This is a genomic window from Methylomonas stagni, assembly GCF_050154735.1.
GTDB classification, from domain to species: Bacteria; Pseudomonadota; Gammaproteobacteria; order Methylococcales; family Methylomonadaceae; genus Methylomonas; species Methylomonas koyamae_A.
The window spans coordinates 1,227,325-1,239,889 of the sequence record NZ_CP189557.1 but is presented as its reverse complement, the minus strand read 5'-3'; the positions used below and the strand labels follow the sequence as shown (position 1 = coordinate 1,239,889).

General features: G+C 61.0%; 8 protein-coding genes. 7 read left to right on the top strand and 1 reads right to left on the bottom strand.

Annotated features, from left to right (window positions below; genetic code table 11):
* Position 1: 1 nt before the first annotated feature.
* Complete coding sequence (locus tag ACP4CD_RS05815; RefSeq protein ID WP_426993895.1) at positions 2-553, bottom strand: PAS domain S-box protein; 552 nt, start codon at positions 551-553, stop codon at positions 2-4.
* A 263-nt stretch (positions 554-816) separates the two neighbouring features.
* On the opposite strand from ACP4CD_RS05815, the gene ACP4CD_RS05810 reads away from it, so the two are divergent.
* From ACP4CD_RS05810 to ACP4CD_RS05780, 7 genes are all read left to right on the top strand, one after another.
* Positions 817-1,203 (top strand): DUF4398 domain-containing protein, encoded by a 387-nt coding sequence (locus ACP4CD_RS05810; RefSeq protein ID WP_426993894.1) that lies wholly within the window; start codon positions 817-819, stop codon positions 1,201-1,203.
* A gap of 17 nt (positions 1,204-1,220) precedes the next feature.
* Entirely contained in the window at positions 1,221-2,105 is an 885-nt protein-coding gene (locus ACP4CD_RS05805; RefSeq protein ID WP_426993893.1) for an OmpA family protein, read from the top strand.
* A gap of 113 nt (positions 2,106-2,218) precedes the next feature.
* Positions 2,219-2,626 carry a carboxypeptidase regulatory-like domain-containing protein gene (locus tag ACP4CD_RS05800; RefSeq protein WP_426993892.1) on the top strand — a complete coding sequence of 136 codons (408 nt, stop codon included), beginning with the start codon at positions 2,219-2,221 and terminating at the stop codon, positions 2,624-2,626.
* An 83-nt stretch (positions 2,627-2,709) separates the two neighbouring features.
* Positions 2,710-2,997: a hypothetical protein gene (locus ACP4CD_RS05795; protein ID WP_064031208.1), complete on the top strand. Its 288-nt coding sequence runs from the start codon at positions 2,710-2,712 to the stop codon at positions 2,995-2,997.
* 143 nt (positions 2,998-3,140) lie between these two features.
* Complete coding sequence (locus tag ACP4CD_RS05790) at positions 3,141-3,272, top strand: DUF3096 domain-containing protein (protein ID WP_083385865.1); 132 nt, start codon at positions 3,141-3,143, stop codon at positions 3,270-3,272.
* Between the two features lie 181 nt (positions 3,273-3,453).
* Positions 3,454-3,612, top strand: a complete 159-nt coding sequence (locus tag ACP4CD_RS05785) for a DUF3309 family protein (protein WP_064506546.1) — start codon at positions 3,454-3,456, stop codon at positions 3,610-3,612.
* 137 nt (positions 3,613-3,749) lie between these two features.
* Positions 3,750-12,440 (top strand): GH36-type glycosyl hydrolase domain-containing protein, encoded by an 8,691-nt coding sequence (locus ACP4CD_RS05780; protein WP_426993891.1) that lies wholly within the window; start codon positions 3,750-3,752, stop codon positions 12,438-12,440.
* Positions 12,441-12,565 lie beyond the last annotated feature (125 nt).

Sequence of the window (12,565 nt, the reverse complement as noted above, 5' to 3'; positions counted from 1 at the left end):
TTCAGCCGGGCCCGACTTCGGCCAATAAAACAAACAGCTTGGGCGGCGTGTCCGGACGATCGTGGCGCAGACAATCGAGATGGGCCACGAAGGGCGTGCCGTCGGATCGGATCATCGAAATATCGAAGGCCAGTCGTTTCGCCTTCGGAGAATCCATCAGATAGCGAAAATGCCGGTACCAGTCGTCGCGTTGATCGTCGGCGACCAACTTCGAGAAACGCAAGCCGGTCAACCGGCTCTCCACCGCTCCGAACAGATCGACGCCGGTCAGATTGATGTCGCCGATTTGATCATTGGCGTCGATCACCACATAGGCGCTTGGGGCAAACTCGAACAACGCCTGATAATGATCTTGCAATTCCGCCTGCGCCCGATAGGTGCGCTGCCACTCGTCGTTCTGCATCTCGAGCTCGATTTTATGCACCAGCAGTTCGTGCATCAGCACGTCGGCCGGTTTGGAATCGGCTTTCTCCGGCGACAAACTCACCACCAGGGCTTCGGCCCTGGCTCTGAGCGACTGCCGCCGCTCGACTCCATCCCAAACTTGGTCCATGCCTTACCGACTCCCGCTATTCGCATCGGCGCTTCGCGCCATGTACGCGATTGGGCTTATGTACGTTAGCGAACTGTGTTGAATCGCACAAAGGCGTTTAATCAAGTCCGACGCTTTCCCGAATCGCTCCCATCACCATCCTACCATCCGCGTTAGTACCGAGCGTAAAAATCTCCCACGCCGACGCGGAGTTCGAAGCAACGGTAGCGCCGGGAAAGCCGGGCAGCGATGCCATTCGATATTTCATTCACCGGACAAAAGTCATGACACCCATAAAAAACCCCGGAACCGCCGTCGCGCTTGCGAGCCTCGCCATGGCAATGGCAACCTTGATTGCCGGATGCGCCAGCGTGGCGCCGCCGACCGAACAATTGGCCGTGTCCAAGGCGGCGCTCAATAGCGCCACTAGTGCCGGCGGCAATGAATACGCGCCGATCTCGCTAAGATCGGCCGTGTTGAAAATGGACGCCGCCGAGCGGGCGATGACGCAGCAGGAATATTTACAGGCCCGCCAACTCGCCGAACAGGCCCAGGTCGATGCCCAATTGGCCGCCGCCACCGCCCGCGCCGCCAAGGCTCAAAAAGCCGCGAGCGAATTGCAGGAAAGCAATCGCGTGCTGCGCGAAGAAATCGACCGTAAAGCCCAGTAATCCCAATGGAGAGAATGATGCAAACCTACCGAATGTTTCCACTGACGTTGTTAACCGCCGCGATCCTGTCCGGCTGCGGCACGGTGCCCAACCTGGCATTGACCGATGCTCATAACGCTTACAACAACGCCCGCGTCAATACCCAAGTCGGTACGCTGGCCGAACTGGAAATGAAGCAGGCCGACGACAGCTTGAAAAAAGCCGACCGGGCCTACGCCGAAGACGACGAGGATGAAGCCGTCAATCACTTTGCCTATGTCGCGACGCAACAGGTGGCCATCGCCCAAGCCACCGCGATCCGCAAAGTCGCCGAAACCGCGGTCAGTAACGCCGAAGGCAAACGTAACCAAGTGCGCTTGGATGCCAGAACCGCCGAAGCCGATGCCGCCAAGCGCCAAGCGGCGCTCAGTCAGCAAACCGTGGATAGACAAAACACCGAATTGGCGGTGGCCGGCGCCAACAGCGAGCGCGATCAGGCGCTGCTGGCTCAACAGGACATCTTGATCAACCAATTGAACGCCAAGAAAACTGCGCGCGGTTTGGTGATCACGCTGGGCGACGTGCTGTTTCGCAGTAACAAGGCACGCTTGCAGAGCGGCGGACTGCGCAACGTCGATAAACTAGCCGACTTTCTGAAACGGTATTCCGGCTACAAGGTCTTGATCGAGGGTTACACAGACAGCAAGGGCAGCGCCGAATTTAACGAAGAACTTTCCGACCGGCGCGCCTACGCAGTGCGCACCGCGTTAGTTGACGGCGGCGTGAACAGCGATCGAATCATGACCCGAGGTTACGGCGAAGAATATCCGGTGGCGGACAACGACACGGCTGCCAACCGGCAATTGAATCGCCGGGTGGAAATCATTTTGTCGGACGAAAATGGCAATCTAGCCAGCCGCTGACCGGTCGAAATGGCCGTCAAATTGCCTCAAGCGAAGACCGGCCGGCACCCGGTCGGCTTCGGTGGCCGAACCGTGTTCCAATCCTTAACGCGCCACTACTCGGAGTCACGATCATGAACAGACCTTATCCGGCCTTAATGTTAGCGTGCTTGCTGTACGCCGTACCCGCCCACGCCGAGTTGATCGAGGAACGCAGTCAAGGTCAGGTCAGCTTTATCAGCGGCGGTATCGGCGAGGACGAGCGAGCGGCCTTGAAAAAGGTCCGCACCGACTACAACCTCGGCCTGCTGTTTTCAACGCAAGGCAGCGGCGAGTATTTGAGCGATGTCACGGTCAGGATCAGCGACGGCAACGGCGCAATCGTGCTGGATACCGTTTCCGAAGGCCCGATGCTGTTCGCCAAACTGAAGCCGGGTCGCTATCAGGTCAGTGCCGAGCATGCCGGCCAAGCGATTCGCAAACCGGTCACGGTCGACGCCAAACACCGTTCGCCGTTGTCGTTTACGTGGTCGAACCCCTAAATCGAACGGCGAACGGGCCAAGGGCCATTCGATATCGCAGCCGTCGAATTGTCGTTCAAACTCCCATCATCAGCGAGACATCCATGAAAACCAAAAACGAATACATCGAAATATTGGCGACTCAGCTCAGAGAGTGGAGCGCGGATATCGATCAGTTATCCGAAAAAACCGAGAAAGCCGCAGCACTGGTAAAACTGAATTACATCGAGGAACTCAATGCGCTGCGCGCCAAGCAACTGGCCGCCGAAGCAAAAATGACCGAACTGGAGGCGTCCGGTCATGAGGGTTGGGATGCGATGAAACTGACGGCCGACCGGGTGTGGGATGATTTAAGAAGCAGTTTGGCCGATGTCGCCGCCAAACTGAAATAGCGGCGGCAAATTGGCGGCGACCCCGCGAACCGTGGCTGCCCGGCGTCGGCCGCTGAAAACGCCGCACGTATGTGCGACAGCGTACAGACTCCCGCCGGGGCCAAGCGCTAAGCTACAAGCTCGACTTTACGCGGAGATAAGCAATGCATCCGGCAATTGAACCTGTATTGGCGCTGGTGATTGGCCTATTGATTTTGATGGTGCCCCGGTTTCTGAATTATTTCGTGGCGGTGTATTTGATTGTCGTCGGCGTATTGGGGCTGATACACCGTTGAATGGGCAAAGCGTTTCCGGTTGGCAAGGCTAGATCGTCGGTCGCGCCGGTTTTGGCGAGGATTTACCGAGCGACTTAGCGCCCTGGGAAATCCGCTGGGTAACGGTTAACGCCGCTTGGTTTCCGCGAAAGGTTTTGCCGCGTTATTCCTATCACAGCCTCGCCTCAATTGGAGAACCATCATGTCACTGAGCACCATTCTGCTTGTCCTGTTAATCCTGATGTTGTTGGGCGTTATTCCGGTCTGGCCGCATAGCCGGTCGTGGGGATACGGACCCAGTGGCGGCTTAGGCTTGATATTAGTCATCATCCTGATTTTGGTGGTGCTCGGCAGGATTTAGCCTGCCGACTTTTGGTAAACCTTGGGCTGGTCGGCGTCCGGCCCAAGCCGTTCTTCGTCTCAATCGTCTGGCGGGAACCCTATCGACCTCGCCGGCCCGGCCGCGCGACCACCCCATTCCACTCGGAGCGATTATTCATGGCCAAACGGCGAGAACAGCGGCGGCATGTCAGAAGCGAACATCCCGGCGGCGAGGAAGCGCCGATTCGTTTTGAATTGTTCAACACGGAACGGCTGGAACAGCATGCGGTCAGTCTGGCGCGCGCCCAAAAAGTCACGCATTTAAAGAAAGGCCGCAAGCTGATTCCGCGCGTTCGCGAGAATGCCTTGGTATTGTTGGAGGCCTATAAAGCCGTGGCGCGCGCGGTCAAGCAACAGCATGCCATCACGCCGGCGGCGGAATGGTTGCTGGACAATTTTCACGTCATCGAAGAGCAGATCAGCGACATTCACGTCGATTTGCCGGAAAGCTATTCGCGGGAATTGCCCAAACTGGCCGAAGGCGTGTTGGCCGGCTATCCGCGGGTATACGGTATAGCCTGGGCCTTGGTGGCCCACACAGACAGCCGGTTTTCGCCGGAATTACTGTCTCTGTTCGTGAATGCTTACCAAAGCGTCGAGCCGCTGACGCTGGGCGAATTGTGGGCCATTCCGATCACGTTGCGGGTGTTGCTGGTCGAGAATCTGCGCCGACTGGCCGTGAACATCATGCGTTCGCAAAACGGCCGGCGCTTGGCCGACCAGTTTGTCGATGAAGTCGAACAAATCGTCGCGCGTAGCGACAGCCCGGAGCTGGCGATTCCGGTCGGCGTGCTGCCGTCCGAGCCGTTGCGGCAAGCGTACGCGGTCCAAATCCTGCAGCGCTCGCACGACCCGCATCCGGCGGTGGTGCTGTCCCTGGCGTTTCTGACCGACTGGCTCGCCGAACAGGGACTGAGTCTGGACGACATCGTGCATCAAGAGCATGCCGCGCAAATCGCCGACAATCTGACGGTGCGCAACATCATTACCAGCATGCGGGCGATTTCCGCGTTCGAATGGCCGCAATTCGTCGAAGACGTTAGTCTGGTGGATGCTTGTTTGCGCGGACACGCAGGCTATCTGGCGATGGACTTTCTGACCCGCGACCGCTATCGCCATGCGATAGAGGACTTGGCCAAGCGCTCGCCGGCCTCGGAAGTCGAGATTGCCAGACTGGCGATCGCCGAAGTGCAAATTGCAGTTGCCCAGGATAGTGACGACGAACGTCAAACCGAACCGGGTTATTACTTAATCGGTGCCGGCCGTTACCGGTTCGAAACCAAGGTCGGTTATCGGCCGGGCCTGAAACAACGCCTGTTACGCTGTTACGTCAGCCACGCCGGTACCGCCTATGTGGTCAGTTTGGCGGTATTGACCTTGCTGCTGTTGCTGTTGCCGTTGAGCGCATCGGCGAGTGCCGGCTTGCCCGGCTGGCAGTTATGCGCGTTGGCGTTGGCGTTCGCGTTTCCGGCTTCGGACATCGCCATCGGCTGGATGAATCATTTTATCGTGGCCGGCTTGCCGCCCAATCACCTGCCGCGCCTGGAACTCAAGGACGGCGTGCCCGAGGCCTTAAGTACCTTCGTGGTGGTGCCGACGTTGTTCGTCAACGCCGCCGGGGTGCTGCAGCAAATCGAGCAAATGGAAATTCGCTATCTTGCCAATCCGGACGGCGCGGTACGCTTTGCGCTGTTGTCGGACTGGGCGGATGCCGAACAGGAAAGTCAGCCGGACGACGCGGCACTGCTGGCGGTGGCGGTCGAGGCCATCGCCGCGTTGAATCTGAAATACGCTCGGCAACGGTTTTATGTGTTTCACCGCAAGCGGCTCTGGAATCCCAGCGAAGGCAAGTGGATGGGTTGGGAACGCAAGCGCGGCAAGCTTCAGGAATTCAATCGCCTGCTGCGCGGCGCGACCGACACTTCGTTTCTGCCGATAGCCGGCGTGCCGGCCAGCGCGCCGCCGGGCGTGTGTTACGTCATTACCCTGGATGCCGATACCAAGCTGCCGATGGGCGTGGTCGCGCAACTGGTGGGCGTCGCGGCGCACCCGTTGAATCGGCCGGTATTCGATGCGCGCCGTCAAACCGTCGTCGACGGCTACGGCATTCTGCAACCGCGCGTCACGCCGACCCTGCCGCAACGTCAGGAGCGCTCGATGTTTCATCAGATCTTTGCCGGCGCTTCCGGTACCGATGCCTATGCCAGCTCGGTCTCCGAGCTGTATCAGGATCTGTTCGGCCTGGGTACCTACAGCGGCAAGGGTCTTTACCACGTGGACAGTTTTGCGGCGGCATTGGCCGGGCGGGTGCCCGACAATACTCAGCTCAGCCACGATTTGTTCGAGAGCGTCTACGTGCGTTGCGGTTTGGTCAGCGATATCGAATTTTTCGAGGAATTTCCGTCGCATACCGAGGTGGCGGCTTCGCGCGAACATCGCTGGGTGCGCGGCGATTGGCAGCTGTTGCCCTGGATCTTCGGCGCGCTGGGCAAGGGCATGCCGATGATCGGTCGCTGGAAAATGTTGGACAATCTCCGGCGTTCGCTGTCTGCACCGGCGGCGTTCTCGGCGCTAGTGCTCGGCTGGAGTTTGCCGAACGCGCCGCTGCTGGCCTTGACCGCCTTCGTACTGATCGCGCTGGCCTTTCCGGCGGTGTTGGCGGTAACCGCCGGTTTTAGCGCGCCCCGGCGCGGCATCTCGATCGCCACTCATCTGCGCGGCACCGGCGAAAACGTCGCGTGGGCATTGTGCAACAGCCTAGTGGCGCTGACCTTATTGGCTCAGCAAGCTTGGCTGATGGCCGACGCCATCTCGACCACGCTGGTCAGGCTATTCATTACCCGCCGCAAACTGTTGAAGTGGGTGACGGCCTTGCAGGCCAAGGCCGGCGCCGGGCACGCCTTGAAAAATCTGATTAGGCCGTTGAGTCATTCCTCGTCGGTGGTGTTTGGCGCCGGCGCGCTGGTGGTGGTGTTCAATCCGGACGCAATCGTCGCGGCCACGCCGTTTTTATTGTTGTGGTGGTTGGCGCCGGTGGTGGCGCGGGCCTTGAGTTTGCCGCCCAAGATCGATAGCGCGGAAGTGCTGTTGCCGGCCGACAGTGCCCGATTGCGTTGCCACGGCCGGCGCATCTGGCGGTTTTTCACCACCTTCGTGACCGCCGAGGAACACTTTTTGCCGCCGGACAATTTTCAGGAAGACCCTTGGCCGGTGATCGCCCATCGCAGTTCGCCGACCAATTTCGGTTTGTATTTGTTGTCGATCGTGGCGGCGCGGGATTTTGGCTGGCTGGGTTTGACCGATGCCATCGAACGGTTGGAGGCCACGGTTGCGACGCTGGCCGGATTGCCGCGCCTGCACGGCCATTTCTACAACTGGTACGACACCCGCGATTTACAGACGCTGGAGCCGCGCTACGTGTCCACCGTGGATAGCGGCAATCTGGCCGGCCACTTGTTGACGCTGGCTCAGGCCTGCCGGGAAATGGCGAATCGGCCGTTGGATTTGTCCAACGCCTTGATCGGCTTGGCCGATACCCACGCTTTATTGAACGACGCGTTAGTCAAACTCAGCGACGATCGGCGCACGCTGACGGTGAGCTTGGCGGAGTTGCGTCATAAAGTCGCCGATCTGGGCGAATTGCTCGACGCGCGCCCCGCCGATGCCGAGGAATGGGGTCGATTGTGGCGGCGCCTGACCGATTGCGTCGGCGCCTTGCACGATCTGGCCAACGCCCATGCCGTTGAGCGCGGCGATAGCCAGGGCAACGAAGTGCTGTTGTGGGCCGGTTTGCTGCGAGACGACATCCGCTCGCATGCGCGTGACGTGGCGACTTTGATGCCGTGGATTCATTTTCCGGCGCGCTACCACCCCGCATCCGACCCGCCAAGCCATCGATTCGATCTGGACACGCCGCTGTGCCATCTGCCGGAGCGCTACGCGCTGTGGGCGAATCGTCAGGCGTGCGCCGAATCGGAGCCGGCGAGCTCCGAGATTACCGCAATGCGGGTGTTGCTGTGCCGGGCCGGCGAACAGGCCGATACCTTGAGCCAACGCCTCGATCTGCTCGCCGAGCAGTTGGAAAGCTGGTTCCGCGAGATGGACTTTCGATTCTTGTACGATACCAGTCGCCACATGTTCGCGATCGGCTACCGCGTCGCCCAAGGTGTCATCGATTCCAGTTACTACGATCTATTGGCCTCGGAGGCCCGCTTGGCGAGCATTATCGCGATCGCCAAACGCGACGTGCCGAGCAGTCATTGGTTTCATCTGGGCCGGCGGGTGACGCGGGTCGCCCACGGTACGGTGTTGCTGTCCTGGTCCGGCTCGATGTTCGAATATTTGATGCCGTCGCTGGTGACCTTTACCCCGCGCTACAGCCTGCTGGATCAGACCTGCCGGCTGGTCGTGAAGCGGCAGATCGCCTATGGCCGGGAGCGCGGCGTCCCCTGGGGCGTGTCCGAATCGGCGTTTAACGGCCGAGACATGTATTTGACCTATCAATACTCGGCGTTCGGCGTGCCCGGCTTGGGCATGAAGCGCGGCTTGGGCGAGGAGCTGGTGATCGCGCCCTACGCGACCGCCCTGGCGGCGATGTATTTGCCGCACGCCGCCGCGGAAAACTTCGCGCGTCTGGAGCAAGAAGGCGGCGTGGGGCGCTACGGTTTCTACGAAGCCTTGGACTACACACCGATTCGGCTGGCGGAAGGCCAGCGGGTGGCTCTGGTACGTTGCTATATGGCGCATCATCAAGGCATGTCGCTGGTGGCCTTCGCTAATGTGGTGCACGACGGGACGATGCGCCACCGCTTCCACCGCGCGGCGTTGATCCAGTCCGCGCATTTGCTGCTACAGGAACGCATTCCGCACGGCGCCGACACCAGCGTGCCGCCGCTGTTGCAAGAGCTGTCCGATGTTAAGGAAACCGTACAGCCGCCGGTGCGGCGCTTGTGTTCGCCGATGTCGGCGGTACCGTCCACTCAACTCCTGTCCAACGGCCGTTACGCGGTGATGATCACCGCCGCCGGCTCCGGCTACAGCCTGTGGCGCAACCAGGCCGTAACCCGTTGGCGGGAAGATCCCACCCGCGACGCCTGGGGTAGTTATCTGTATTTGCGCGATGTAGAAACCGGCAAAGTCTGGTCGGCCGGCTATCAGCCGACGGCGGCCTGCCCGGACCATTACGAGGTGGTGTTTGTCGAGGACAGGGCGCGGATTACCCGCACCGACGGTTTGATCGTCGCCACGCTGGAAATCGTGGTGTCGCCGGAAGACGATGCCGAAATTCGCCGGTTGAGCTTGACCAACAACAGCGCATACTCGCGCGAAATCGAGGTCACCTCGTATGCGGAAATCGTGTTGACCACCCCGGCCGCGGATATTGCCCATCCGGCCTTTTCCAATCTGTTCGTGCAAACCGAATACTGGCCGCAGACCCGTGCCTTACTGGCGCATCGGCGTCCGCGCGCGCCGGACGATGCGCCGGTTTGGGCCGCGCACGTACTGGCCGATCGGCAAAGCGGCGACGGGCTGCAATACGAAACCGACCGGGCCCGTTTTATCGGCCGGGGCCAAACGGCGCGCGCGCCGCTGGCGGTGATGGACGGCAGGCCGTTGAGCAATACGGTGGGCTGCGTATTGGACCCGATATTCAGTCTGCGTACCCGTGTGAAAGTGGCGGCCGGCGCGACCGAGCATCTGACCTTTACCACGCTGGTGGCGGCCTCGCGCCAAGCGGCGGCGGATTTGGCCGACAAATACCACAATCCGGTGGCTTGGGAGCGGGTCTCGGCCTTGGCCTGGACGCACGCGCACGTGCAATTGCACCATTTGCGCACCAAGCCCGATGAAGCGCAATTGTTTCAAATGCTGGCTAACCGCTTGATTTACGCCGATCCGTCGCTGCGACCGGCCGGTAAGTTGTCGCAGACCAATACGCTGAACGTCGGCGGACTTTGGCGACACGGGATTTCCGGCGACCGGCCCATCGTGTTGTTGCGGGTCGGCGAACCGGAAGAGCGCGGCATCGTCGAGCAATTGTTGCGCGCGCACGAATATTGGCGCATCAAGGGATTGGCCGTGGATTTGCTGATCTTGAACGAGAAGGAAGTGTCCTACGTCGAGGACTTGCAGGCCTTGCTGGAAAGTCTGGTGCGGGAGAATCAGGCCCGCGCCGCCGCCGATCAGGGTCAACAGGGTGCGATTTTCGCATTGCAAGCCAGCGTGCTGGCGTTGGAAGAGCGGCGCTTGTTGCAAACGGCGGCTCGGGCGGTGTTGGTCGGCCATCGCGGCACCTTGGCCGAACAGTTGCTGCGCCATCCGCGGCCGGCCTTGCCGTTCATCGTCCCTCGGGCCGCGCGGGCGGCGGAAGTCGCGCCGGCCATGACGGTGCCGGACCTGGAGTTCTTCAACGGCCTCGGCGGCTTCGCCGAAGACGGCAGCGAATATGTGATCGTGCTGGATAAAGGCCAATGGACGCCGGCGCCTTGGATTAACGTGATCGCCAATCCGGGGTTCGGTTTTACCGTTTCGGAGCTGGGTAGCGGTTGCACCTGGGCCGGCAATAGCCGGGAAAACCAACTGACGCCCTGGTCCAACGATCCGGTCGGTGATGCGCCCGGCGAAGTGTTTTATTTGCGCGACGACGAAACGCAGGAATTATGGACCCCGACCGTGTTGCCGATTCGGGTCGAGAATGCCGGCTATCTGATCAGGCACGGCCAGGGTTACAGCCGGTTCGAGCACGTCTCGCACGGCATCCGTGCCGAACTGCTGCAATTCGTCGATCCAGACGATCCAATCAAGCTGTCGTCGTTGATTCTGACCAACCAGTCCGGCCGCCACCGTCGCCTGACCGTGACGGCCTATCTGGAATGGGTGCTGGGTGCCTCGCGCAGCGTGACGGCACCGCATATCGTCACCGAACTGGACTCGGATACCGGCGCTTTGCTGGCCTATAACCCCTGGGATCCCGAATTCGGTCAACGCGTCGCGTTTGCCGATATGGCCGGCCGGCAGACGGCTTGGACCGCGAATCGCGGCGAATTCCTCGGCCGTAACGGCAGTTTGGACGCGCCGGCCGGCTTGTCGAGTCGCAAACCGCTCAAGAACCGGGTCGGCGCCGGCTTGGACCCGTGCGCGGCCTTGCAAACGACGCTGGAAATGGCGCCTAAGCAACGCATCGAGATCGTGTTTTTGCTGGGACAGGGTCGCGACAAAACCCATGCCGTCGAGTTGATCCGCCGCCATCGGGCTTTCGACATGGCAAGTCGCTTCGCCGTGGTGAAGCAAGCTTGGCAAGGCGTTACGCACCAGGTCCAAGTCGAAACGCCGGACCGCGAGCTGGACATTCTGTTAAACGGCTGGTTGCTGTATCAGACCCTGAGTTGCCGGATGTGGGCGAGGGCGGCGTTTTATCAGGTGGGCGGCGCCTTCGGTTTCCGCGATCAATTACAGGACGGCATGGCCTTGGCGGTGAGCCGGCCGGATTTGACGCGGGAACATCTGTTGCGCGCCGCCGGCCGCCAGTTCGAGCCGGGCGACGTGCAGCATTGGTGGCATCCGCCCACCGGTCGCGGCGTGCGTACCCGGTTTTCCGACGACCGGGTCTGGTTGCCGTTTGCGGTGCGGCATTATTTGCAGGTCAGTGGCGATACGCCGGTGCTGGACGAATTGATCCCGTTTCTGGATGGACCGCTGTTGGCGGCCGACCAGGACGATGCGTATTTTCAACCGGGCCAAAGTCAGCGTTCGGCCAGTTTGTTCGAGCATTGCGCCCGAGCGTTGGACTTGAGTTTGACGACCGGCGCGCACGGCTTGCCGTTGATCGGCAGCGGCGACTGGAACGACGGCATGAATCGGGTCGGCAATCGGGGCCAGGGCGAGAGCGTCTGGCTGGCCTGGTTCCTGATTGCGACGCTGTCCGTCTTCGCCGAGATTGCCGAGGCGCGCGGTGAATCCGAACGGGCAGGCCGCTGGCGCGAGCACGCCGAGCGGCTGCAAGTCGCGCTGGAAGCGGAAGCTTGGGACGGCGCCTGGTACCGGCGCGCGTATTTCGACGACGGTTCGCCGCTGGGTTCGGCGACCAACGCCGAATGTCGCATCGATGCCATTGCCCAGAGCTGGGCCGTCATCTCCGGCGCCGCCGAGCCGGAACGGGCGCGGCGGGCGATGGCTTCGGTGCGCGAGTATTTGGTGCGTTACGGCGACGACCTGGTGCTGTTGTTCACGCCGCCGTTCGACAAGACCGAACGCGATCCCGGTTATATCAAAAGCTATCCGCCCGGCATCCGCGAGAACGGCGGGCAATATACCCACGCGGCGATTTGGTCGGTGATTGCCTATGCGCTGCTCGGCGACGGCGATCAAGCCGGCGAATTGCTGCGCATGCTTAACCCGATCAAGCGCACCGCCAGCCGCACCGGCGTGTATGCCTATAAGGTTGAGCCCTATGTGCTGGCGGCGGACATTTATTCCGAAGCCCCGCATGCCCGGCGCGGCGGTTGGACCTGGTACACCGGCGCGGCCGGCTGGTTCTATCGGGCCGGATTGGAGACCGTGCTGGGTTTGCAAAGGCGCGGCGACCGGCTGCTGTTCGTGCCCTGTATTCCGAAAGGCTGGCCTGCTTACCGGATGGAGTATCGGCATGGCGACAGCGTTTACGACATCCGCGTGGACAATCCGGACGGCGTCTCGCGCGGCGTGGTCGGTCTGGAGTTGGACGGGGTTGCGCAATCAATTGCCGACGGGATTGCGCTGCTGGACGACCGGCAACGGCATCAAGTGTCGGTCGTATTGGGCAACCTATAGCGCTAGCAGAGCTTAGTGGCGCGAGCCATCTGTGCGGCGCCGTACCGACCGGCGCGGGAGAAACCGCTATCTTGATGACTGAGCGTGGAAACTGAATATTCTCCGCTTTGACCCTGGCCAATTCG

Coding starts and splice junctions, on each gene's coding strand:
- ACP4CD_RS05780 (WP_426993891.1), top strand. CDS start 3,750: ATGGCCAAACGGCGAGAACAGCGGCGGCATGTCAGAAGCGAACATCCC.
- ACP4CD_RS05810 (WP_426993894.1), top strand. CDS start 817: ATGACACCCATAAAAAACCCCGGAACCGCCGTCGCGCTTGCGAGCCTC.
- ACP4CD_RS05795 (WP_064031208.1), top strand. CDS start 2,710: ATGAAAACCAAAAACGAATACATCGAAATATTGGCGACTCAGCTCAGA.
- ACP4CD_RS05805 (WP_426993893.1), top strand. CDS start 1,221: ATGCAAACCTACCGAATGTTTCCACTGACGTTGTTAACCGCCGCGATC.
- ACP4CD_RS05815 (WP_426993895.1), bottom strand. CDS start 553: ATGGACCAAGTTTGGGATGGAGTCGAGCGGCGGCAGTCGCTCAGAGCC.
- ACP4CD_RS05790 (WP_083385865.1), top strand. CDS start 3,141: ATGCATCCGGCAATTGAACCTGTATTGGCGCTGGTGATTGGCCTATTG.
- ACP4CD_RS05785 (WP_064506546.1), top strand. CDS start 3,454: ATGTCACTGAGCACCATTCTGCTTGTCCTGTTAATCCTGATGTTGTTG.
- ACP4CD_RS05800 (WP_426993892.1), top strand. CDS start 2,219: ATGAACAGACCTTATCCGGCCTTAATGTTAGCGTGCTTGCTGTACGCC.